26 protein-coding genes and 1 pseudogene are annotated in these 22,772 nt (G+C 68.5%); 17 read left to right on the forward strand and 10 right to left on the reverse strand.

Features of this window, described 5'->3' with window-relative positions:
- Positions 1-45: 45 nt before the first annotated feature.
- Positions 46-264, forward strand: a complete 219-nt coding sequence (locus B7R21_RS11525; protein ID WP_116283396.1) for a hypothetical protein — start codon at positions 46-48, stop codon at positions 262-264.
- Here B7R21_RS11525 and B7R21_RS11530 read toward each other — a convergent pair.
- On the reverse strand, positions 254-1,033 hold the full coding sequence (locus tag B7R21_RS11530) for a gamma-glutamyl-gamma-aminobutyrate hydrolase family protein (protein WP_116283397.1): 780 nt from the start codon (positions 1,031-1,033) through the stop codon (positions 254-256). The two genes, B7R21_RS11525 and B7R21_RS11530, sit on opposite strands and share 11 nt — an antisense overlap.
- A gap of 145 nt (positions 1,034-1,178) precedes the next feature.
- On the opposite strand from B7R21_RS11530, the gene B7R21_RS11535 reads away from it, so the two are divergent.
- From B7R21_RS11535 to B7R21_RS11555, 5 genes are all read left to right on the forward strand, one after another.
- Positions 1,179-2,060 (forward strand): arginase family protein, encoded by an 882-nt coding sequence (locus B7R21_RS11535; protein ID WP_172592144.1) that lies wholly within the window; start codon positions 1,179-1,181, stop codon positions 2,058-2,060.
- Between the two features lie 119 nt (positions 2,061-2,179).
- A complete protein-coding gene (locus tag B7R21_RS11540) occupies positions 2,180-2,965 on the forward strand; it encodes a crotonase/enoyl-CoA hydratase family protein (protein WP_116283398.1) in 786 nt (261 codons plus the stop codon).
- A gap of 76 nt (positions 2,966-3,041) precedes the next feature.
- Positions 3,042-4,517, forward strand: coding sequence for a dihydrolipoyl dehydrogenase family protein (locus tag B7R21_RS11545; RefSeq protein ID WP_116283399.1), 1,476 nt, complete (start codon positions 3,042-3,044; stop codon positions 4,515-4,517).
- Positions 4,518-4,520: 3 nt separating this feature from the next.
- Entirely contained in the window at positions 4,521-4,904 is a 384-nt protein-coding gene (locus B7R21_RS11550) for a Fe-S oxidoreductase (RefSeq protein ID WP_253259762.1), read from the forward strand.
- Positions 4,905-4,921: 17 nt separating this feature from the next.
- Positions 4,922-5,815: an SDR family NAD(P)-dependent oxidoreductase gene (locus B7R21_RS11555; RefSeq protein ID WP_253259763.1), complete on the forward strand. Its 894-nt coding sequence runs from the start codon at positions 4,922-4,924 to the stop codon at positions 5,813-5,815.
- A gap of 84 nt (positions 5,816-5,899) precedes the next feature.
- Here B7R21_RS11555 and B7R21_RS11560 read toward each other — a convergent pair whose 3' ends face one another.
- Together B7R21_RS11560 and B7R21_RS11565 are read right to left on the reverse strand one after the other, a co-directional pair.
- Positions 5,900-6,409 (reverse strand): SIP domain-containing protein, encoded by a 510-nt coding sequence (locus B7R21_RS11560; RefSeq protein WP_116283400.1) that lies wholly within the window; start codon positions 6,407-6,409, stop codon positions 5,900-5,902.
- Between the two features lie 52 nt (positions 6,410-6,461).
- Positions 6,462-7,913, reverse strand: coding sequence for an amidase (locus B7R21_RS11565; protein WP_116283401.1), 1,452 nt, complete (start codon positions 7,911-7,913; stop codon positions 6,462-6,464).
- A gap of 35 nt (positions 7,914-7,948) precedes the next feature.
- On the opposite strand from B7R21_RS11565, the gene B7R21_RS11570 reads away from it, so the two are divergent.
- The gene (locus B7R21_RS11570; RefSeq protein ID WP_116283402.1) at positions 7,949-8,290 is read left to right on the forward strand and encodes a mycothiol transferase; all 342 of its coding nucleotides are present in this window, start codon (positions 7,949-7,951) and stop codon (positions 8,288-8,290) included.
- A gap of 1 nt (position 8,291) precedes the next feature.
- Here B7R21_RS11570 and B7R21_RS11575 read toward each other — a convergent pair whose 3' ends face one another.
- The 5 genes from B7R21_RS11575 to B7R21_RS11595 form a co-directional block, all read right to left on the reverse strand.
- Positions 8,292-8,870, reverse strand: coding sequence for a GNAT family N-acetyltransferase (locus B7R21_RS11575; protein WP_116283403.1), 579 nt, complete (start codon positions 8,868-8,870; stop codon positions 8,292-8,294).
- A gap of 10 nt (positions 8,871-8,880) precedes the next feature.
- Positions 8,881-9,549, reverse strand: coding sequence for a uracil-DNA glycosylase (locus B7R21_RS11580; protein ID WP_116283502.1), 669 nt, complete (start codon positions 9,547-9,549; stop codon positions 8,881-8,883).
- A gap of 98 nt (positions 9,550-9,647) precedes the next feature.
- Positions 9,648-10,373: a peptidase S51 gene (locus tag B7R21_RS11585; RefSeq protein WP_253259764.1), complete on the reverse strand. Its 726-nt coding sequence runs from the start codon at positions 10,371-10,373 to the stop codon at positions 9,648-9,650.
- Between the two features lie 31 nt (positions 10,374-10,404).
- Complete coding sequence (locus B7R21_RS11590; RefSeq protein WP_116283404.1) at positions 10,405-10,932, reverse strand: phosphoribosyltransferase; 528 nt, start codon at positions 10,930-10,932, stop codon at positions 10,405-10,407.
- Positions 10,933-10,958: 26 nt separating this feature from the next.
- On the reverse strand, positions 10,959-11,747 hold the full coding sequence (locus B7R21_RS11595; RefSeq protein ID WP_116283504.1) for an SDR family oxidoreductase: 789 nt from the start codon (positions 11,745-11,747) through the stop codon (positions 10,959-10,961).
- A 118-nt stretch (positions 11,748-11,865) separates the two neighbouring features.
- On the opposite strand from B7R21_RS11595, the gene B7R21_RS11600 reads away from it, so the two are divergent.
- From B7R21_RS11600 to B7R21_RS11620, 5 genes are all read left to right on the forward strand, one after another.
- Complete coding sequence (locus B7R21_RS11600; RefSeq protein WP_116283405.1) at positions 11,866-13,188, forward strand: bifunctional o-acetylhomoserine/o-acetylserine sulfhydrylase; 1,323 nt, start codon at positions 11,866-11,868, stop codon at positions 13,186-13,188.
- 73 nt (positions 13,189-13,261) lie between these two features.
- Positions 13,262-14,467, forward strand: coding sequence for a homoserine O-acetyltransferase MetX (metX, locus tag B7R21_RS11605; RefSeq protein ID WP_116283406.1), 1,206 nt, complete (start codon positions 13,262-13,264; stop codon positions 14,465-14,467).
- A 28-nt stretch (positions 14,468-14,495) separates the two neighbouring features.
- Entirely contained in the window at positions 14,496-15,641 is a 1,146-nt protein-coding gene (locus B7R21_RS11610; protein WP_147305873.1) for a sensor histidine kinase, read from the forward strand.
- Entirely contained in the window at positions 15,638-16,897 is a 1,260-nt protein-coding gene (locus tag B7R21_RS11615) for a hypothetical protein (RefSeq protein ID WP_116283408.1), read from the forward strand. The genes B7R21_RS11610 and B7R21_RS11615 overlap by 4 nt, the downstream gene beginning before the upstream one ends.
- A 31-nt stretch (positions 16,898-16,928) precedes the next feature.
- Complete coding sequence (locus B7R21_RS11620; RefSeq protein WP_116283409.1) at positions 16,929-17,630, forward strand: response regulator transcription factor; 702 nt, start codon at positions 16,929-16,931, stop codon at positions 17,628-17,630.
- A 26-nt stretch (positions 17,631-17,656) separates the two neighbouring features.
- Here B7R21_RS11620 and B7R21_RS11625 read toward each other — a convergent pair whose 3' ends face one another.
- Positions 17,657-18,961: an MFS transporter gene (locus B7R21_RS11625; protein ID WP_116283410.1), complete on the reverse strand. Its 1,305-nt coding sequence runs from the start codon at positions 18,959-18,961 to the stop codon at positions 17,657-17,659.
- A gap of 95 nt (positions 18,962-19,056) precedes the next feature.
- A pseudogene (locus tag B7R21_RS20725) lies at positions 19,057-19,227 on the reverse strand (thiamine-binding protein); the annotation flags it as partial.
- A 73-nt stretch (positions 19,228-19,300) separates the two neighbouring features.
- Here B7R21_RS20725 and B7R21_RS11635 point away from each other — a divergent pair.
- From B7R21_RS11635 to B7R21_RS11655, 5 genes are all read left to right on the forward strand, one after another.
- Positions 19,301-20,818 carry a recombinase family protein gene (locus tag B7R21_RS11635; protein WP_172592145.1) on the forward strand — a complete coding sequence of 506 codons (1,518 nt, stop codon included), beginning with the start codon at positions 19,301-19,303 and terminating at the stop codon, positions 20,816-20,818.
- A gap of 328 nt (positions 20,819-21,146) precedes the next feature.
- Positions 21,147-21,401, forward strand: coding sequence for a hypothetical protein (locus B7R21_RS11640; protein WP_116283413.1), 255 nt, complete (start codon positions 21,147-21,149; stop codon positions 21,399-21,401).
- Positions 21,402-21,753: 352 nt separating this feature from the next.
- Entirely contained in the window at positions 21,754-22,332 is a 579-nt protein-coding gene (locus B7R21_RS11645) for a hypothetical protein (protein ID WP_116283414.1), read from the forward strand.
- Positions 22,329-22,577, forward strand: a complete 249-nt coding sequence (locus B7R21_RS11650; protein WP_116283415.1) for a hypothetical protein — start codon at positions 22,329-22,331, stop codon at positions 22,575-22,577. Before B7R21_RS11645 ends, B7R21_RS11650 begins: the two co-directional genes overlap by 4 nt.
- Positions 22,574-22,756, forward strand: a complete 183-nt coding sequence (locus B7R21_RS11655; RefSeq protein WP_116283416.1) for a hypothetical protein — start codon at positions 22,574-22,576, stop codon at positions 22,754-22,756. The genes B7R21_RS11650 and B7R21_RS11655 overlap by 4 nt, the downstream gene beginning before the upstream one ends.
- Positions 22,757-22,772 lie beyond the last annotated feature (16 nt).

Here is a 22,772-nt window from a genome sequence, read left to right on the forward strand (position 1 = left end):
GCCGCAGTGGTCATCATCCCATGACCAGTCTGCAGGGAGCACACCATGGCACTTCTCATCGTCGTCATCGCCGTCGCCGCCTGGGCGGTCATTTCGGTACCGATCGCCGTGATCCTGGGGCGAATCTCGCGCCGGGCCGACCTCGGCTCCGACCGGCGGGACGCGTCCCCCCAACTCGCAGGCCCGGCGTTCCGCGACCCGGCCTTCGCCTCGACCGGAGCGATCCGGGGCATCACCGGAACCGTCGGTTCCCTCACGCGCTGAGGCTGATCTCCCCACTGTTCTGACGCACGGCCCTGCCGAGTTCAGAGACGAGTGACGCCAGCTGGCCATCCGGAGCCCCCGGATCCTCGGGATGGAACTGCACGCCGGTGATCGGGGCCGAACGGTGCTCGACGGCCTCTGGCGATCCGTCGGGAGCGGTGCCGACCACGACCAGGCCAGATCCGAGCTCATCGATCGACTGGTGATGGGCGCTCTGCACCTGCACCGACTGCGCATCGAGCGCACGGGCGAGGTCGCTGCCCTCGGCCAAGTCGACCGGATGACCGGCCATCGCCCGCGCGACCGGGGCCCCGAGGTTCTTGTGGATGGTGTCGTCGCCGATGTCCTGCTGCAGGGTGCCGCCGAAGGCCACGTTGATGATCTGGTGTCCGCGGCAGATGCCGAGGAGCGGCGTTCCCCGGCCGAATGCGCGGCGCACGAGGGCGAGCTGGCCCTCGTCGGCCGTCTCGAAGTGCTGTCCCTGGGCGGGATAGGATGGCGAGCCGTCGTAGAAGCGCGGCGCGATGTCCTCGCCGCCCATGATGACGATCGCCTCGGCGGAGTCGGTGATGGCGAGCAGCTGGGCGGTGCCGACATCCGCAGCGCCCGTGCGTGTGACGCGGAAACCCTGCGCTTCGGCCTCGGCGGCCAGCCGGGAGTTCAACATGTCGACGTAGGCGTGGTAGTCGGTGTCGCGCGGGCGGAAGCGGGTGACCTCGACGACAGCGAGATGAGGGCGCTGGTCGGCGTGCGGGCTCCTGCCGGTCATCCGTTCGCCTTCTCTCGTGTCGCGTGGGCGGTGGTGCCCGCTGTTCGTCGGTTCTTGTTCGGGTACCAGTCAAACGCACACGGCCCGGTGTCGACAAGGTGCACGTAACGAAGCGAAACAGAGTGGCCGTGCGAGACTGGGTGACGTGCCCGCAACGTTTCTGATCGTCCCCGAATGGCAGGGCTCGGGTTCGTCCCGTGCCATGCAGTTGATCGATGGTGCCGACGCGATCGAGGGGGATCTGCCTCAGGCCGTCACCCGGCGCGTCGAGGTTCCGCTCGGTGCCGGCGAGAGCCTCGACAGCGGGGTCGCGCGGGTCAGCGCCATCATGAGCGTGAGGGATTCCGTCGAGATCGCCCTGGCGGCGCTCACGGCTCCGGATGCCCACCAGGGTGACCTCGGCCCGGGCATCGTAGTGACGATCGGCGGCGACTGCGGCGTGGAGCTCGCTCCGATCTCTGCCGCGATGGGTCGAGCGGCCCGGTCGGGCGGAAGGCTCGCTGTGGTATGGCTGGATGGCCACGCCGACCTGATGACGCCCGGCTCCCCGGTGCCGGGGGCCTTCTCGGGGATGGTGCTCCGCACGCTGCTCGGCGATGGCCCCGAACTGCTGGTGCCGCTCGTCGACGAGACACTCGACGCCACCCGGGTGGTGCTCGCGGGGGTGCGATCGGTCGACGAAGAAGAAGAGGACTTCATCGCCCGGCTCGGCATCCCGTGGGTGCCGGTCGACGGGCTGGGAGACGGATCGGCGCTCGTGGCCGCGCTCGAGGGGACGGGCGCGACAGAGGTCTACCTGCACGTCGACCTCGACGTTCTCGATCCGGCGGAGATCGCTGCGCTCAGTTACCCCGAGCCCTTCGGGATCAGTGTGGCGACCCTGGTGGCGAACATCGTGGCCGTGCGACAGCGTTTCCCCCTGGCCGGCGCCGGCATCACCCAGTTCGCGCCGTCGAGCCCCGACGCGGCATCCGACGACCTGTCTGCGGTGCTGCGGATCATCTCGGCGCTGACCCGCACGCTCTGACCGCCCCCTCTGCTGCGCAATCGAGTGGGCAGTTCGGGCCCTGAACACTGCGTGTCAGGGGCCCGAACTGCCCACTCGATTGAGATGGCGGGGGCGGGGGCGGGGGCTAGCATCGCAGGATGACTACGCGCATCATCGTCGAACGCCGGGGCCACGTGCTGCTGATGGGCCTGAACCGCCCCGAGAAGCGGAACGCCGCCGACTTCGCGATGCTCGAGGAGCTGGCCGCCGCCTACGGGGAGTTGGAGCGGGACGCGGAGCTCCGGGTGGGGCTCGTGTACGCGGTCGGCGAGCACTTCACCGCAGGGCTCGACCTCGCCGACATCGGGCCACGGATCGGCGGCGGCACCGGCCTCGACTTCGTACCGGAGGGCGGCATCCATCCCTGGCAGGTGAACGGCCAGCAGCTCTCGAAACCGGTCGTCGTGGCCGTTCAGGGCAGCTGTTTCACGCTCGGGATCGAGCTGATGCTGGCCGCCGACATCTCTGTCGCGGCGGAGTCGACGAGGTTCGGCCAGCTCGAGGTGACGCGGGGCATCCTGCCCTTCGGCGGTGCAACACTCCGTTTCCCGCGCGCAGCGGGCTGGGGGAACGCGATGCGGTGGATGCTCACCGGCGACCTCTTCGACGCCCGCGAGGCGCACCGGATCGGTTTGGTGCAGGAGGTGACCGCCGACGGTGAGCAGTTCGACCGCGCCCTGGCCATCGCCGAACGGGTGGCCGCCCAGGCCCCGCTCGCGGTGCAGGCGACTCTCCGGAACGCCCGCACCGCCGTGCGCCTGGGCGATGCGGCAGCAGAAGAGGGGCTCCAGCCGGCTCTTGTGGCCCTGGCGGGCAGCGAGGATTCGCGAATCGGAATGGAGGCCTTCCTCCAGCGCAAGCCCGCCGTGTTCGTGGGCCGGTGACCTGTCGGCGCAGCTAGTCTGAACGAACAACCTGTACCACGCCGAGGCTCGGCCGCGGCACGTTGAAAGGATCCCCATGTCGTCATCCGCCACCCCCGCAGAGACCACCTTCGACGTCATCGTCATCGGAGCCGGCGCGATCGGTGAGAACGTCGCAGACCGGGTGGTGCAGGGCGGGCTGAGCGCCGCTCTGGTGGAGGCCGAGCTGGTGGGCGGCGAATGCTCCTACTGGGCCTGCATGCCCTCGAAGGCGCTCCTTCGAAGCGGAGCGGTTCTCCGGGCCGCCCAGAAGGTCGGTGGTGCCCGTGAGGCCATCACCGGCGACATCGACGTGCAGGCCGTGCTGAACCGCCGCAACAAGACAGTGAACGAGTACAAGGACGACAGCCAGGCCGAGTGGGTCGACGGTGCAGGTATCACCCTGGTGCGCGGGCACGCCCGGTTCACCGGCGTCAAGACGCTGTCGGTGACGGATGCCGGGGGGAACGTCTCGGAGCTCACCGCCCGGCACGCCATCGTGGTCTCCATAGGCTCGGCGGCGTTGCTGCCCGACATCCCGGGGCTTCGCGACTCCGCACCGTGGACCAGCCGCGAGGCCACCTCCGCCACCTCGGTTCCGGCCCGGCTCGCGATCATGGGCGGCGGAGTCGTGGGGGCCGAGATGGCGACGGCCTACGCCTCACTCGGTTCGAAGGTCACCGTGCTCTCCCGCGGCGCGCTGCTCAGCAACCAAGAGCCGTTCGCCGGTGAGATGGTGCGGGACTCCCTCATCCAACTCGGGGCCGATGTGCGGATCGGCGTCTCGGCCACCCGGGTGAGCCGGGACGGAAGTGGCGGCGAGGTCACCCTCACCCTCGACGACGGCAGCGAACTCGTTGTCGACGAACTGCTCGTGGCCACCGGCCGGGTTCCGAACACCGGAGACCTCGGGCTCGACTCGATCGGACTCGAACCGCACAAGTGGCTCGATGTCGACGACACAATGCTGGTCGCGCCGGGCGACAACGACGCCCTCGGTGGCGAGTGGCTCTACGCGACCGGCGACGTCAACCACCGGGCACTCCTGACGCACCAGGGCAAGTACCAGGCACGCGCTGCCGGAGACGTCATCGTCGCCCGGGCGCTCGGCAAGCCGCTGTCGACCGGGCCCTGGGGCGCGCATGTCGCCACTGCAGACCACGAAGCGGTGCCGCAGGTCACCTTCACCGACCCCGAGGTCGCCTCCATCGGGCTCACGGAGGCCGCCGCCACGAAGGCCGGCTATACGGTGAAGGCCGTCGAGTACAACATCGGCTGGGTCGCCGGCGCGAGCGTGACGGCCGACGGGTATGAGGGCACCGCGAAGATGGTGGTCGACGAAGACCGCCGAGTCGTGCTCGGCGTCACCTTCGTCGGCCAGGATGTCGCGGAGCTGCTTCATTCGGCGACGATCGCCGTCGTGGGTGAGGTTCCGCTGCACCGGCTCTGGCACGCGGTCCCCTCCTACCCCACGATCAGCGAGGTCTGGCTGAGACTGCTCGAGACCTATGGCCGCGACGCGTCGAGTCACTGACTCGTGTTCGTGCGTGTTCTGGCGGGCATCCTGAAGCCCCTGTTGCTCGCGCCGCCCGTGGCGCGGGCCGGTTATCTCTACGCGACTCTGGTCGGCGTCGTCTGGGGCGCTGTTCTCAGCACTGGCCGCATCCGCCGGGTGAACGGGCTCTTCGTGTTCACCGGTGTGCCGGCTTGGGCGTTCTCGCGCGGCGGCAGCTGCATCGGCGGCGTCTACCTCACCGACCAGAACGCCGGCGACAGGGTGCTCGAGCACGAGCAGGTGCACCGGCAGCAGTGGAAGACGTACGGCCTCACCTTTCCGCTGGTCTACTTTCTGGCGGGCACCGACCCGCTGACCAACCGTTTCGAGGTCGAGGCCGGGCTCGAAGCGGGCGGGTACCGCTGATGGAGAGCAGGAGCGGAATGGGCGACACCGGAGACATGGCGAACACGGGAGACGTGGGCAACACGGGAGACATGGTGGGCAGGACGGTCATCGTCACCGGCGCCAGCTCGGGCATCGGGCGGGCGGCCGCAACCGAGCTCGCCGCGCGGGGAGCAGACGTCGCCGTCGTGGGGCGCAATCCGGATCGCACCCGCGAGGTCGCCGAACGGATCGGCGGCACAGCATTTCTCGCCGATTTCGACCGGTTCGACGACATCCGGAGACTGGCGGATGCCCTCCTGAACCGCTACGGACGCATCGACGTTCTCGCGAACAACGCCGGCGGGCTGGTGAAGAAGCGGGCACTCACGGCCGATGGCCACGAACGCACGATCCAGTCGAACCACCTCTCGCCGTTCCTGCTCACCAGCCTGCTGCTCCCCCGTCTCGAAGAGAGTGCGGCCACGGGCCCGGTGCGTATCATCCAGACCGCGTCGGCCGCCAACGTCTTCGGGCGGGTGCGGCCAGGCGACCTCGACCTCCGCAACCGGGCGTGGCTCGGCGGCTGGCCGGCCTACTGCGCGGCGAAGCTCGCGAACATCCTCTTCACGGTGGAACTCTCCCGCCGCACCGAGGGGACGGGGATCGAGGCCTACGCGTTCCACCCCGGCTTCGTCGCCAGTTCGTTCGCCGCCGACACCGGGCTGATGAGACTCGCGCACGTCGTCGGCAACGGCAACCTGGGTTCGAGCCCCGAGGAGGGTGCGGCGGCGCTCATCCACCTCGCGTCGGTCGACGAGGTAGGGTCCGCGAGCGGAACGTATTTCGACGGATTCAAGCCGAACGGCCGAACGTCGTCCGGGGCCGGCGACACCGCTCTCGCGGCCCGGCTCTGGAGCGTGTCAGAGCGCGCGACCGGCAACCCGCAGTAGGCGCGACACCCGGGTTCCCGAGCTGCCGCGTGGGCGCAGCGTCGCCAGAGCCGCCCTGCGAGGGCAGCCCCGCGGGCGCCGCTCCTAGCGGGCGAGCTCGCTGGTGCTGTCGGCGGAGGTGCCGGAGGTGCGGCCGAGCGTCTCGATGAGGCTCTGGCGGAGTTCGTAGATGCGGGTGCCGCTGCCGTCGACCCACGCGGTGAGTTCTCCGCCGTCGCGCTCGACATCACCCGTGCACATCTCACTCACCCATGCGGTGACCGCGCGTTCGAGGGCCTGGCCGTGGGCGCAACGCCTGGATGTACCCGGGTTGCCGCTGCGGGTCTCGCGGGTGAGCCAGGCAACGGTCACGAGTTCGGGGGTCGACAGCAGCACGATGTCGTCAGCCGAGGCGACCTCGACGAAGACCTGGCCGCGGGCAGATTCGGAGAGCGTGGCGATCATTTCGACGAGCGCGTCGAGTGACGAATCGTCAGCCGCGAGGAGGATGCGGCCGCCGGCTGCGGGGCGACCGCTCCGCACGGATCGGGTCTTCGGGGCCGACAGTGCCGCCACAGCGGCCAGTGCTTCGGGCCCATTCGTCAGTACGCTCATTTGTCATAAGCATAGGCTTGCCTTACCTCGTCTGCAAGAGGATAGCCTTACCTCACATCTTCGTCCCAGCCGGCAGAGTCCAGAGGGGCGGATGCACGAGCTCCCAACGGAGTCTCCGTTCGAGCTGACGGGCGATCGAGAGCAGAGTTGCCTCTCCACCCGGCCGCCCGATGAGCTGCACACCGATCGGCAGGTGCGACGCTGTCTCCCCCACCGGCAGCGTGATCGCCGGCAGACCGCTCACGTTCACGAACGAGCTGAAAGGGGCGTACTGCACCTGCTGTTGGAAGTTCCGTTCCGCGTCCTCGGGGTCGAACCAGCCCACCGGCCGCGGAGTCAGCGCGAGCGTGGGGGTCACGATGGCATCGAACCCCGCGAACTGGCGGATGACCGACCGTTCGAAGCCCGAGAGGGTGGCCAGGGCGGAGGTGAGTTCTGCCGCGCCGAGCGCCCGTCCGCGGTGCATCAGCCAGCGGGTCAGTGGCCCGAGGAGGTGCTCGGTCGACGCGTCCGCCGGGATGGATAAAGCGCCCGCCTGCCAGATCGTGCGGAACGCCGGCCCGTACTCGGGTGCGGGCTCGAGCCGCAGGGTCTCGGTGCCGTGGCCGAGCGTCTGCAGAAGGTCGACGGTCTGGTCGAACGTCTCCCGCACCTCCGGGTCGATCAGGATCTCGTAGACCTCGTCCCACGGCGAGTCGAGCATGACCCCGAGCTGGAAACGGCCCTCCCCCCGGATCGCCGCCCCGAGGAAGGGTCCGTCGGTGTTCTCGGGCGCCCGGAGTGCGTAGGGCTGGCGCTCGGGGGCCCCGTTCGGGCTGATCAGACCGTCGAGCAGCAGCGCAGCATCCGCCACCGAGCGCGCCAGCGGACCGCCCACAGGCAGCCCGGCGAGTGCGCCGATCCCGGAACCCGACGGAACCCGGCCGCGTGACGGCTTCAGCCCGACGAGACCGGTCGCGGCGGCCGGGATGCGGATCGAGCCACCCCCGTCGGAGCCGGGCGCGAACGGGAGCATGCCCGATGCCACGGCCGCGGCCGCACCGCCGCTCGACCCGCCGGGCCCGAGGGTGAGGTCGTAGGGGTTCCGCGTGGGCGGAAAGACGAGGTTCTCGGTGTATCCGGCCAATCCGTACTCAGGGGTCGCGGTCTTGCCGAGACTGACTCCCCCGGCAGCGTCGAGGTCGAGCGCGGCCTCGTCGGAGGTGTCGGGCACGAAGTCCTCGAAGAGCCGGCTGCCGAACGTGGTGCGCACCCCGGCCCGTCGCACGAGGTCTTTGTCGCCGAACGGCAGGCCCCAGAGGGTCGTCGTTCGAGGCACCTGCTTTTCGACGAACCGGGCGCGTTCCCTGGCGCGGTCGGCCGTGACCTCGTGGAACGCCCCGACGAGAGGGTTCAGCCATTCGATGCGGGCGAGGTAGTGGTCGGTGAGTTCGACCACACCGATGTCGCCCCGCTGGAGGAGGCGCCACTGTTCGAGGGCGCTGAGGTCGTGCAGCTCTGCCATGTTCCGAGCCTAGCGGCGGGGCCTACGCTGTAACGATGACGAACGCCCAGTCGCAGCCCAGCGCGGTGCACGGCACCGGAACCAGCGCAGCCAGCACCGGCGTCCTGCCGGAGATCGTGCGGCCCGAAGCTCCCGAACACGGAGCCGAGCGCGAGAGCCTCGAGGGATTCCTCGACTGGCAACGGGCAACCGTCGTGTGGAAGGCCGGCGGCCTCAGCGACGCGGATGCGGCGCGCCAGCTCCTGCCGTCGATCACGACGGTCTCCGGGCTGGTGAGGCATCTGGCCGATGTGGAACGCAGCTGGTTCCGGGAGGTGCTGGCCGGGGAGGCGAACGTGCCGGCGCGCTGGAGCGCGGAGGACCCCGACGGCGAGTGATCTACTTCAGGTGCTTCTGCAGCAGCACCGTGCCGAGCCAGCGGTTGAACTTGAAGCCGACCTTGCCGAGCCGGCCCACCTCCTTGAACCCGAAACTCTCGTGCAGGCGGATCGACCCCTCGGCGCCCTTGTCGACGACGACGGCCAGTACCTCTTTGATCTTCGCCGCCTTGGCCTCGGCCAGCAGCTCTTTCAGCAGCGCCTTGCCGAGGCCCTTGCCGGTCGCCGCCGGCCCCAGGTAGATGCTGTCCTCGACGGTTCGGCGGTAGGCCGCCTTCTGCTTCCACGGTGACACGTAGGCGAAGCCGATCACCTGGTCGCTGCCCGAGATCGCGACCAGGAACGGCATGTCGAGCTTCGAGAGCCAGGCGAATTTCTGCTTCCACGCCTTCAGCGTCATGGCGTCTTCGTCGAGGGTCACCACCGTGTTGGCGACGTAGTGGTTGTAGATCTCCCGCACATAGGGCATGTCTGCTGCGCTCGCCCGGCGGATCGTGTATTCGAAGACCGGCTCCGGAGGCACGGGCGGTCGCAGGTTCGCGGGAAGCTTCCTCCTGGGCTGGTATTCCTCTTCGAGCATGCTCTGAAGCCTAGGCGCTCGGCTGCTCATCGGTGAGGGCCCAGTCGACCGGCTCGATGCCCCAGCTCTGGAGCGTTTCGTTCGCGCGGCTGAAGGGCCGGGATCCGAAGAACCCCCGGCGCGCCGAGAGCGGGCTCGGATGCGCGGATTCGATGACCGCAGCCGAACCCAGCAGCGGCCGGAGCTTCGCGGCATCCTTCCCCCAGAGAATCGCCACCAGCGGTGTGCCGCGAGCCACCAGCGCCCGGATGGCGAGCTCGGTGATGCTCTCCCAACCGCGGCCACGGTGCGAACCGGCCTCGCCGGGCTGCACCGTGAGTACCCTGTTGAGCAGAAGCACCCCGTTCCGGGTCCAGCCGGTGAGGTCGCCGTGAACCGGCGCGGGAACGGCCAGGTCGTCCGTCAGCTCCCGGTAGATGTTCACCAGGCTCCGCGGCAACGGCCTGACGTGCCGGGAGGTGGCGAAGGAGAGGCCGATCGGATGCCCGGGGGTCGGGTAGGGGTCCTGGCCGACGATCAGCACCCGCACGTCGGCGAGTGGCTGCCGGAAGGCGCGCAGGATGTCGTCGGCTGCCGGCAGAAAGCCGCGCCCCGCAGCGACTTCCCCGTCGAGGAACAGGGCGAGCGACGCCAGGGTGTCTGCCGCCGGGGCGAGCGCCGCCGCCCATCCCGCATCCATCCTGCCCGCGGAGACGAGGTCGTCGAGCACGAAGCCGTTCGGCACCGCGGCGCCGTTCGGCACTGCGGCACCGTTAGGCACTGCGGCGCCGCCCTCGCTCAGCTCTCCCCCATCGTGGCGACCCGTACGCTGCCGTCATCGTCGGTCACCGTCCAGACGCTCCCGCGGCCGATCACCCGGAGCGGTCCGTCACCCACGATCAGCACGGTGTGCTCGTCGATGGCGATGCCGCCGTCGGTCAGACCGGCTTCGGTGGCCGCGACCAGGCGGGCGAGGGTGCCCCACTGGGCGGCGTGCACGTCGACGGCGAGGTCGATCAGGCCGAGTCCCTCACCGAACGTGACGTCGTCGAGTTCCTCGGATGCGTCCTCCGGGCAGACCGGAACGTCACCGATCGTCCAACCGCCGAGAAGGGCCCCGTCTGCCGCGATCGCGGCTCCGGCCGAGAAGCCGAGGTAGGGCACGCCCGCCGCGACCTGGCGCCGGATCTCGCCGAAGGCAGGAGCGATGCTGTCACGGTAGGCGGGGGTCGACCCGCCCCAGACGAGGATGCCGTCGACCTCGGCGAGGCCGGACGCGTCGATCGCGACGCCCTCCGGCGCGAGGATCGGCACGGGCTGGAGCTCCGTGATGGTCGTGAGTCCCGCGAGGAGTTCGGCGTACGTCGCCGGGCCGTCGCCGTCTCGCACCAGGATCATCGCGATGCGGGGCCCTTCGAGCCTGCCCGCCTGGAGCGCACGTTCTGCCGCCTCCGAGAGGAACTCCCGGTAGACGGCCCCGTCGTCGATCATCGGCCAGCCGCCGCCGACGAGGTGGATGCTCACCGTTCTCGCCCGCTCACACCGTGCGCGGCGCTCACACCGTCACCGGCGGGTGCGCTGACCACGGGAAGACGATCCACCGGTCGGTCTTCTTCCAATAGAAGTCGGGCTCGATCACCGAGCGCGGCTTCGAGTAGAGCGTCGCCGTCTTCACGATCACGCCGACCCGCTCCAGAAGGCCCACCACCAGGGCGAGGGTGCGACCGGAGTCCGCGACGTCGTCGACCAGCAGGATGTTCCTGCCGATCAGGGCCGTGTTGTCCATCATCGGCGGCAGGATGATCGGTTCGGGCAGCGTCGTCTCGACGTCGGTGTAGAACTCCACGTTGAGGCTGCCGCAGCTCTTGGTGCCGGTCGCATAGGCGAGCGCGCCCGCCGGCAGCAGGCCGCCGCGGGCGATGGCGATCACGAAGTCGGGCACGAAGCCGCTCTCGAGCACGCTCGTGGCCAGCACCCGCGATGCCTCACCGAACTCGAGCCAGCCGAGGACCTCGCGTTCGGGTGTCGTGTCAGCCCCTTCGTCGGGGGTCTCCGTCGGTGTCGTGTGTTCGCTCTCGGCCATCCGTCAACGGTACCGGGAATCGCCCGCTACTGCTTCACCTCGAGGGGACCGCGGTGCACCTTGTAGACGGCGGACTGGGCGACCGGTTTGATGATCACGAGGTCGAGGCTGATGTGGGGAGCCATCTCCACCATGGTGACGATCGTGGTGGCCACGTCGTCTGCGGTCAGCGGGTCGGGCACATTCGCGTACACGGCCTCTGCTCTGGCTCGGTCACCGTTGAACCTGTTGAGCGAGAACTCCTCGGTGTTCACCATCCCGGGCGCGATCTCGAGCACCCTGATCGGCTCGCCGCTGAGCTCGAGCCGCAGCACTTCGGAGAGCGAACTGACGGCGAACTTCGACGCGTTGTAGCCGCCGCCACCCGCGTAGGCGAAGTGGCCGGCCGTCGAGGAGACGGTGAGGATGTCGGCCACCGCGGTGCCCGTCGGGGCGCCGGCGACGGAATCCCGCAACAACGGCAGGAGCGCTGAGATCACCCGTTTGACCGCGAGGACGTTGACCTCGAACATCCACTCCCAGTCGGAGATCTGGCTCGCCTCGACGGAATCGAGGCCCGCTGCGCCGCCCGCATTGTTGACGAGAGTGCTGACTCCACCTGTCGCAGCCAGGTGCGCGGCGAGGGCATCGACATCGTCCTGCTTCAGCAGGTCGGCCACGAAGTAGCTCGCACCCGTCTCGGCGGCGAGCGCCTGCAGCCTGTCTTCCCGGCGGGCGACTCCCACCACGTCCCAGCCGTGGGCGCGGAGCAGGCGCACGGTGGCCGCCCCGATGCCCGAGCTTGCTCCGGTGACGACGGCGCGACGATTCTGGATGCCCAATGCGAGGCCTTTCGAGAGAGGTTTGCAATTCACGTTACCCCGTGTTTCCCGGGCCGTTGACCGACCCGATGACCCTCCCTAGTGTTGCCGTACCGACCAAAGGACTTTTCTCATGACAGACAACGCCGACTGGCAGTTCGAGACCAAGCAGATCCACTCCGGCGCTGCGCCCGACCCCGTCACCAACGCCCGCGCGACGCCGATCTACCAGACCACGTCATACGTGTTCAACAACGCCGACCACGCCAAGAACCTCTTCGCCCTCGCCGAGTTCGGCAACATCTACACGCGCATCCAGAACCCGACCCAGAACGTCGTGGAGGAGCGCGTCGCGGCCCTGGAGGGCGGAACAGCAGCGCTGCTGGTCGCCTCGGGCCAGGCGGCAGAGACGTTCGCCGTGCTGAACATCGCGCAGGCCGGCGACCACATCGTGTCGAGCGCCTCCATCTACGGCGGCACCTACAACCTCTTCAAGTACACGCTGAAGAAGCTCGGCATCGACGTGACCTTCGTCGAGAACCAGGACGACAGCGACGAGTGGCAGCGGGCCGTGCGCCCGAACACCAAACTGTTCTTCGCCGAGACCATCGGCAACCCGAAGATCAACATCCTCGACATCCGCCTCGTCGCCGATGTGGCGCACGAGAACGGCGTGCCGCTGATCGTCGACAACACGATCGCGACGCCCTACCTGATCCGCCCGTTCGAGCACGGCGCCGACATCATCGTGCACTCGGCGACGAAGTTCCTCGGCGGCCACGGCACCGTCATCGGCGGCGTGCTGGTCGACGGCGGGAAGTTCAAGTGGTCTGAGAACGCCGAGAAGTTCCCCGGCCTCACCACGCCCGACGAGTCCTACCACGGTGTCACCTACACCGAGGCGCTCGGCGACGGCATCGCCTACATCATCAAGGCGCGCGTGCAGCTGCTCCGCGACCTCGGCTCCTCCATCGCCCCGGCGAGCGCCTGGCAGCTCATCCAGGGCATCGAGACTCTCTCGCTCCGGATCGAGCGCCACGTGCAGAACGCCCAGGACGTCGCCGAGTGGCTCGACAACCACGACGACGTCGCCACGGTGTACTACGCCGGCCTGCCGTCGAGCCCCTGGTACGAAGCCGCCAACCGCTACGCACCCAAGGGTGTCGGCGCCGTGCTGTCGTTCGAGCTGAAGGGCGGTGTGGATGCCGGCCGTGCACTCGTCAACTCGCTGACGCTCTTCTCGCACCTGGCCAACATCGGCGATGTGCGTTCGCTGGTCATCCACCCGGCGTCGACGACGCACTCGCAGCTCACCCCGGAGCAGCAGCTGACCTCGGGCGTCACCCCGGGCCTCGTGCGACTCTCTGTGGGGCTCGAGAACATCGAGGACATCAAGGCCGACCTGGCAACCGGTCTCGCGGCAGCACGCGAGGTCGCGCGCGCGAACGCGCTCTGAGTTCCTCACGAAAGGGGCGGCCGCGCGTAACATGCGCCCGGCCGCCCCTTTCGCTTGCCAGAATGGAAGAACAATGGACTGGCAGATACCCGAAGACACCGTTCCGAGCGACTTCATCACCGATGCGCAGATCCGGTCCATCCTCGGCAAGCCGCCGGCGACCGGGGCCTGGCGGGACGGCGATCCGGTCGGGCGCCGTCAGTTCGCCCACATCGGCGACATCGCCTTCGAGGGCGGAGGCACGGTTCCGGATGCCCGGATCGCCTTCGAGACGTTCGGAACCCTCAACGCCGCCGCCGACAACGCGATCCTCGTCGCCCACGCTCTCACCGGGGACAGCCACCTCACGGGGCCGGCCGAGCCCGGGCATCCGACAGCCGGCTGGTGGGGCGGGATCGTGGGCCCCGGCCAGGCGATCGACACGGAGAAGTACTTCGTGGTGGCACCGAACATGCTCGGCAGCTGCCAGGGGTCGACGGGGCCGGCATCCATTGCCCCCGACGGCGAGGAGTGGGGTGCGCGGTTCCCGTTCACGAGCATCCGCGACCAGGTGTCGGCGCAGGAGCGGGTGATGCAGCAGCTCGGCATCCGCCGGTGGGCCGCGATCGTGGGTGGCTCGATGGGCGGCATGCAGGTGCTCGAATGGGGAGTCACGTTCCCCGACAGGGCCGAGAAGCTGGCCATGATCGCCGCTCCGCCGATCTCGAGCGCCGACCAGATCGCGCTGAACTCGGTGCAGATCGAAGCCATCAGGGCAGACCCGCTCTTCCATGACGGCAGCTACTACAACGCGAAGGACGGCGAAGGCCCCCACTCCGGGCTCGCGCTCGCCCGGCGTATGGCCCTGCTGAACTACCGGAGCCCCACCGAACTCAACGACCGGTTCGAGCGCAGCTGGCAGAGCGGCATCAGCCCTCTCGGTAGCGGCGGGCGCTTCGCGGTGGAGTCGTATCTCGACTTCCACGGCAACAAGTTCACCCGCCGGTTCGATGCCAACTCCTACATCACTCTCGTCGAGGCGATGAGTTCACACGACGTGGGCCGCGGCCGGGGCGGGGTCGTCGAGGCCCTCCACCGGGTGAGCGCCGTCTCGCTGGTGATCGGCATCGACAGCGACCGGCTCTTCCCGGTGGAGGACCAGCAGGTCATCGCACGTCACATCCCCGCCAACATCGACGGAGACGAGGCAGCCGTGATCTCGTCGCGCTTCGGCCACGACGGCTTCCTCATCGAGAACGAGCTCGTCAGCCGGGAACTGCGGCGGCTCCTGGCCCTCTGATGCGGGGTGCCCCGCTAGGATCACGAGTGTGATCAGGCGCCAGGAACCCTTGCTGCGGACAGCGGCGTGGGTGGAGGGCTGGGTCTTCACGCTGTCGTCCCTCGTGTGCCTGGCGATCGCCGGCACCGTTCCGGGTTACGTCATCGCGATCGCCCTCCCGCTCTACGCGGTGATGCTCCTCGGTTACCTCATGGTCGGCCGCTCCTCGGCCACCCTGTGGGTGGTCGTGAGCACGGTGGCCGGTCTCGCCCTGAGCGGGCTCCTCGGGAGTGTGGTGGCCGAGTACCCCGCCATCCTGAGCGCTCTGCTGCTGGTCTCCGGCGGTGGTATCGGGGCAATGGCGATCGTCCTCCAGGGCTCTGTATCCGGTCGCGTCTACCTCACTGCGGTGTTCCTGGTCAATCTCGCCATCGCGCTCTCGTCGATGACCTCCGACGAAGCGGTGCAGGCGCTCACCATCTTCATCGTCAGCTGGTCGGTGAACGCGCTCGTCGGCATCTGGATCACCGACAGCGTCAGGCGCGCCCGAGACCGCATCGCCCGACTCGGTGCCGTGCACCGCGCGGAACGGTGGGCGAGCGAACTCGAGGCAGAACGCCGCCGGAGCGCGCGGCTGCTGCACGACACGGTGCTCGCGACCCTCACCCTGCTCGCGCATTCCGGCCGGGGGGTGGATCCCGATGCCCTCCGCGTGCAGGCCAGCGACGACGCCGTGCTGCTTCGACAACTGCGCCAGGGCGAGACACCCACACCCCGGTCATCCGGAACCTACAACCTGCGGACCGACCAGGCACCACCGGTCACACAGAGCATCAAGGCTCTGCAGCAGCGATTTAAACGGCGCGGCCTCACGGTGCACTGGCACGGCGACGGCGATGTCACCCTGCCGCCGGTCGTGCGGAGCGCCTTTCTCCTCTCGCTCGGTGAGTGCCTCGAGAACGTTCGGCGCCACGCCCAGGTCGACGAGGCCGACGTGACGATCACGCAGGACGCCGGTGGCGTGCGCGCCATGGTCACCGATTCCGGAGTGGGATTCGAGACCGACGGAGTCGACAGCGCCCGGCTCGGTCTCGCGGAGTCGGTGGTGGCGCGCCTTCGCGACGTCGGCGGGAACGCCCGCATCTTCTCCGCCCCCGGGGCCGGAACGACCGTCGTCCTGGAGGTTCCACGATGAGCGACCCGGCACGACTCGGAACAGAGACCGACGACCAGGGCAGCGGCCTTCTCACCCGGCTGGTGCGCGCCCGCACCCTCGGTCCCGAGGCATTGGAGTCGCTCCGGCACGACGTGGCGACCGACTCCCGGATCGGCATCGGCTACCTCGGCATCGGTGCCGTCGTGGCGGGGATCCTGCTGAGCATCCGGGGACTGGCCATCTTCCTGCTGAACTGGGGCGCCTACGACAACCCGTGGCTGACGGTCGGCGCCTGGGCCATGATCGCCGTGGCCATGGGTGGCGGATGCATCATCGCCAACTCCCAGGGCGGGCACCTGCCGACGTCCGCCTACTCCGGCGTGCTGTTCCTGCTCGCCGCGGCGGTCGTACTCGACCTGGTGTCGGCACATGGATTCACAGCTGCGGTGCCCGAAGTCACGGTGATCATCGGGGCCGGAGCCACCCTGCTCTCGCTGGTGGCCTACCGGCCGCTGAACCAGCTCATCCTGGCGACCGTCGTGCTCGTCGTCTTCCTCCTGGCCGTGACGGCGGTGGGCCTCGGCGAGCAGCCCTCGGCCGCCAGGCCCCAGATCGAAGTGATCGTGGCGGCCCTCGCGCCGACTCTCATCGCGATCCTGATCGTCAAGTCGTTCACGCGGTTCATCGACCGGGAACTCGACCGCACCCTGGTGGAGAGCACGATCTCCTCCCCCCGGTTCGCGGTGGGCATCCTCGGCTCAGATGAACTCGCGCGGCTCGACCGGAGCGCAGAGGAGCTGCTCTCCGACGTGGCATCCGGACGGATCCCCCTCCCCCTCGATGCCGAACAGGCTGCCGCTGCGTCGTCCCTGGCGAACGAACTCCGCCGCCGCCTCATCGAAGGTCGCCTGCAGACGTGGCTGCAGCACGCCATCGGCGATTCCGAGGTGCTCCGCCCGACGGTGACTCTCGCGGATCCCGACGGGCTGGCCGGGTACCTCGAACCGGAGCAACGGGAGGGCTTCTTGTCAGCGCTCTGGCTCATTGCCGCCGCAGCCAACCGGCAGCAACCCTCCATCAGGGTCACCCTCGGGCCGTCGGTGCACCCCAATCGGGGGACTCTGGTGGATATGATGGTGATTCCGATGGAAATTTCGATCGACGGCATTCCACGCCGACGTTTCGATGTGACGATCTGGGGGGCGCTGGATCGAGTGGGACAGCATTCGGAGAGCAGCAGGAACGGCTCGATCGACATTCACATCACCGCAGAGGTCCAATCCCCCGAATCCTAGAATCGCGAGTGATGCAGAGGGAAGGCCAGACATGCCAACGACGCATGAGAACATCCGGTTGGCGATCGTCGACGACCATCGCATGCTGCTCGGGGCACTGACCGAGTGGATCCGCGGTGCCGCGAGCGACATCAACATGGTGGCCGCCGTCACGACCTGGCCCGACCTGCTGACAGACCCGGAATTCCCCGTCGACGTCGTGCTGCTCGACCTCGACCTGAAGGACAACCTGCCGATCTCGGTGAAGCTGCGGGCCCTGAAGTCGGCCGGGGTGAAGACCGTGCTGATGAGCACCTACTCCGAACCCGTGGTCGTGCGGGAGGCCCTGGCGGCCGGGGCACTCGGCTACCTCGTGAAGAGCGAGGAGGCAGACATGATCGTCGAGGCGATCCGGTCTGCCGCGAAGGGCGAGCCCTTCATCTCCAGCGAGCTCGATCTCGCGCTCAGCGCCCAGGAGGTCAATGGATCGCCGAAACTGAGCGCACAGGAACGCCGCGTGATGGCGCTCTACGGTGGCGGCGAACCGGTGAAGCAGGTCGCCGAACAGCTCAGCATCTCCGAGGAGACGGCCAAGAGCTACCTGAAGCGCATCCGCGAGAAGTACCGGGTTCTCGGCATCGACGTCGGCACGAAGGTGGCCCTTCGAAAGCGCGCCATCCAGGACGGCCTGCTCATCCAGGACGACTACCTCACGAACCCCGAGAGCGTGGCGGGCGAGACGTCGCGAGGCTGAGAGCCGGCCGGCCTGGCAGGGCAGCGTCAGCGCCTGCTCGGCACCGCGATCGGCTGGGTGCCGTCGAGTTCGGTGCGGAAGGCCGCCTCAGCGGTCGCCACGGCGATGCGGCGGCGGGTGCGGCGTTCCACGGTGAACGAGGCGAGCGCGATGAGGATCCCGAGCACGGTGAGAACGATGCCCGCGCCGATCGGTGCGATGTAGCCGAACCCGAACGTGAGGGCCACTCCCCCGACGATCGGGCCGAGCGCGTTGCCGAAGTTCAGCGAAGAGTGGTTGAGAGCGGCCGCGATCGACTGGCTGTCGCCCGCGACATCCATCAGCCGGGTCTGGATGAGCGGGGAGATCGATGCCGCAGCGGCCCCCACGAAGAACAGGCCGACGAAGAGCCCGACAGGGTTCGAGGCGAACAGCACCAGTTCGACGAGCGCCAGCAGCAGCAGCCCGAAGAACAGCAGCATCGAGCGCTTCAGGTTGTGATCTGCCGCCCAGCCCCCGGTGAGGTTGCCGATGGTCATGCCGAGACCGACAACGACAAGGGCCCACGGCACGACCGACGCCGGTAGCCCCGTGATGGTGGTGAGGATGGGTGAGACATAGGTGTAGACGCAGAAGAACCCACCGAAGCCGATCGCCCCGATCGCAATGGCGAACCAGACCTGCGGCCGGCCGAACGCCTTCAGCTCCTTGCGCATCGTCGCGGTGCGGTCCCCCGGGAGGTTCGGAACGGTGAGGGTCACCGCGACGAACGCCAGCACGAAGATGCCGGCGACCACCAGGTAGGACACGCGCCAACTCGACGACTGCCCCACCCACGTGATGAACGGCACTCCGACCACGTTCGCCACGGTGAGACCGCCGAGCACGAGCGCGACGCCCTGGCCGCGCTTGTTCGGCCCGAGGAGTGACGCCGCCACCAGGGAGGCGATGCCGAAATACGCTCCGTGCGGCAGGGCCGACACGAAACGGGCCACCAGCACGAGACCGAAGGTGGGGAGCAGGGCCGAGGCGATGGTTCCGAGGATGATCGTGACGAGCAGCACCATCAGCACGACCTTCCGCGGCCAGCGCGCGGCGACAGCGGCGATCGTCGGCGCCCCGACGACCACCCCCGCGGCGTAGGCGGTGATGAGGAGGCCGGCCTGGCCGTTCGCCTGCTCAGACGAAACCCGGAACAGATCGGGCAGCAGGTCACTGGCGAGGTTCGGCAGCAGACCCATGGCGACGAACTCGGTGCAGCCGATGCCGAAGCCGCCGAGGGTCAGCGCCAACAGCGCAAGACGGATGCGGGCCGGCGACAGCGACGACAGCCCAGGAGAAGTGAGGGTCACCCGTCCAGCCTAGTGCCGCGACCGACTGCCGATCGAATCGATTCGATCGGCGCTGCACCGGCACTGCACCGGCGCTGCACCCGCTCCCGTGCGGGCTACTCTCCGAGCGCCTGCTCGAGCCGGTCGAGCTTCGCCGTGAGCTCCCCCGTGTATCCGGGTCGGATGTCGGCCTTCAGAACCAGAGACACGCGCGATCCGAAGGCGCCGACGGCCTCGGTGGCCCGTTTGACGACCTCGAACACCTCGTCCCAGTCACCCTCGTGAGTGAGTTTTGGGTATTGGCGCGAGCAGCACGCCCGCACTGGCCCTCTCCTCCTCTGCAAACACGAGGAGTGCACTGTGAGAATTATCGGTTATGTTCGCCTGTCCAGGGCGTCACGCGAGGAGTCAACGTCGATCGTCCGACAGCGAGAGCTGATCGCGCAGACTTGCACGCTGCGCGACGACTTCGAGTTGATCGACTTGGTCGAGGACGTCGACGTCTCCGCCACGCGGAGCAGGCTCGACCGGCCCGGACTAAATAAGGTCCGAGAGATGGTCCGCAGAGGTGACGCCGATGCCGTGATGGTCTGGCGCCTCGACCGCCTGGTCCGGTCCGTCGTCGATGTTGGGGTCCTCCTCGACGAGGGTCTTCAGATCATTTCCGCAACCGAGAACCTCGACACGACCTCGGCAATGGGCCGGGCGATGATCGAGATTCTTCAGGTCTTCGCGAGCATGGAAGCCAAGACCATCGGCGTCCGCGTCGCAGCCTCCCAGGAGCGCCTTCGCAACAACGGCCGCTGGCCTGGAGGCGTCGTTCCGTACGGCTATCGATCCGTACCCCACCCGACCGGCGCAGGTCGCGCGCTGGAGCCTGAGCCGTTCGAGGCGCGCATCGTCCGCCGCATGGCCGACGAGGTTCTCGCCGGGTCTCCTGTGTTCGCTGTGACAGCTCGCCTGAACGCGGACGGAGTTCCGACTCGACGGCCGATCAAGAACGACGACGGGACGGAGTCTCGCCGCGACTGGTCGCCGACAAGCGTGCAGCGCATTCTACGATCCGACGCGGTCCTCGGCAGGGTTCGCCTCGGCGGCATTCACAAGCGAAGTGGCCGTAAGACGACCACGACCAAGAAGGCCGAGCCGCTGCGAGACGAGCTAGGAATCCCGGTCTCAGTGTGGCCCCCACTTCTCTCTGTAGAGGAGGTGGAACGGCTCCGAGAGCTAACCGATTGGAAGCCGATCCCCGGCCGATCAGAAGCAACTCGCCAGGGGCGCAGACAGCGGCGGACTCGACTTCTCTCCGGACTCCTCTCTTGCCCCACCTGCGGGCATGAGCTGGTCGCGAAGAGTCGCCGGTCGACAACGGGAGAGGATATTTACACCTGCAACGCAAAGTCTCGCGGGCTCGTCTGCGAGTGCGGCGTCGCCGTCGAGTGCTACCGGATCGAAGCCGAAGTCGAACGTCAGTTCCTCGGCGCTTACGGCCGCCTGCGCCTAGTCGAGCCGTCGACCATAATTCGGGAGGTCGCGGGTCTTGCGGCGGTCCAGGAAGCGATCCGCGACACGACAGACCGGCTCCGAGATCCCGACGCCGACGTCCCTACGCTCGTCGACCGACTGACGGATCTACGCCGTGAACGGGAGCGGCTGGAGGCGGTGCCCGAGCGCCCAGTCGTCGTCATGGTCGACGCCGGTATGACCGTCGAGGAAGCCTGGGCGGATCGGGACGTCACTTTGCGGCGCGAGATCATCGAAGCTTCCGGCGTGTCGATCACGCTCGCGCACGCGGCGCAGCGGGGACGCTGGGACCCGGCGCGCGTCTCAGTCGAGTTCCCGATCGGTTACCTCACGGAGCGCGACTTCGCAAGTTAGGCGGCCGCACGCCTGAGGAGGCATAACCGAGCCACGTGGCCCTCTCCTCTAATGAGCCCCCCTGTTCTCTGTTGCAGCGGCTTGGCATGCGAGGTGAGTTGGCCTGTTGGCGCGCCCATGCCTGGCGGCCTTCGGCGTCCTCTCCCGACGGCCCCTTCTCCTTCCGCACGCGGTCATTAGGCCGTTCGCGTCGCGGCCCCTGGCGGGGAACCTGGAGCCTCGTCCGCGTGCTGGCGGCGGGGCTCCAGCCTGCCCGCCGCCTCGCCCGCCGAGTGCGGGCGCTTTTTCAATCGACCTTTGCCGGTCGCCCTCTAACGAAGGAAGAACTATGTCCTCGTTCATCCAACACTGCAACTACTGTGATCGGCCGTTTCAGGCCCAGCGAAGCACCGCACGATTCTGTTCCGGCGCTCACCGAAACGACTACCGGCGCCGAGCGACTGACGCCTGGCGAGAGGAGGCGGTCGCCGTCCTGATCGATCAGCAGCTCGCCGCGATCGCCGTCAACGCCGAGGCGCTGGGTGCCGTGATCCGCCGCGCCGATGAGCTTTTCGCGCCAAGTCGCCGTCGAAGCGCTGCTTGATCCGGGCGCCCGGTAGGGCCGCTCGCCGCTGCGCCGAGGATGGGAGCCTCCGCCGAGCGCAGAGGCCGGACGCCGGACACCGGTGTGACGGAATGACGGTTCTTACGTCACTTCTCTTCTTTCTCTCTAGAGTTCTCTCTCTTAAGGAAAGAAGCAGAAGTGACGTACCTTTCGTCATTCCGTCACATCCGGCCCTCTCAGCCAGGCTTCGGCCATATATCTGGTCGTTTCCTCGGCGCCTTCCCTCTCTAGCGCGAGCACCTCGCCGCCGTGACACCCATCCGGCGTACGGCCTGAAATTCACCCCGACCCCGCCAGCCGCGAGAGCGGCACAAACAGAAAGAGAAACCGAATGACCAACAACATTGAAGCTCGCCCCGACGGTCTGCCGCCCGCGTTCCTGATCGACGCGGTCCCCGGCGCCGTCGAGGCCCTCACCCATGCGCGACGCACGGAAGCGGGCGGCGAGGTACTCCGCGCCGCGACGAACGAGGCAATGCGGGCGCGTCGTGGCAAAGTTCAGACCCTTGGAACACCGCCCGACACGTTCCCCGGACCGGCGCGTGGCGTGAGCACGGCTGAATTCGACGCGCTCCAGGCTGCCTACGCTGACGCTCAGGCCGCCGAAAGCGCATACAACCGACGCAGCTCCGCAGCGTGGCGATCCTTCGCAACCCTGATCTCAGAGGGCAAGTCGGAGCCGCGCGCCCGAGAGGCCGTCTCAGCGTTCGCACAAGACAGGCACGCGGATGCCGAGGCCGCCCTCGCAGCTCTTCAGGAGGCGCTCCGAGAACGAGAGGAAGCCGCCTCGTTCCTCCGCACTCCGCGAGCACAGAGGCCGCTGGAGGACCGGGCGCACGTCCTGCGCCTCGTCCAGGATCAGATCGACGCGTTTTCGCCGGTGAGCTTCGCGACCGAGGTCGCAGCGTGAGCACCGCCGACACAGAGGCGATCGTCCGCGCCGTCCAGGCCGCGCGCCCGCTGCCGGAGACGGCCGAGGAGCTGGACGCTGGGGCGCTTCGCCAGTTGACCTGGCAGGCCACCCGCGCGGGCGTCACCCCCGCTGAGTATCTCGCCCAGGTTCACGTCGACCGCGCGGCCACCGCGGCGCAAGAGACCTTCGTCGCCGACGTTCTCTCGTCGGTCCGCGCGGCGCGAGCGGGCGGTCTGCGATGACCAACTCTTTCCAGCCCGCGTCCGACGCCAAACCGCCCCAGCTCGACCTCACCCTGGCGCTTCGCCCGGGCCACGGCGGCGACGATCCCGTCCGGTTCGACGCGAACGCAATCGCGCTGGCTGCGCGCACCGCGCCGCCGTCTCAGGTCGTCCGCGCCCGGATCATCCTTGATGACTAGCTACATCTCGCCGGGG

The sequence above is a fragment of the Subtercola boreus genome (genome assembly GCF_003399625.1).
Lineage (GTDB): Bacteria > Actinomycetota > Actinomycetes > Actinomycetales > Microbacteriaceae > Subtercola > Subtercola boreus_C.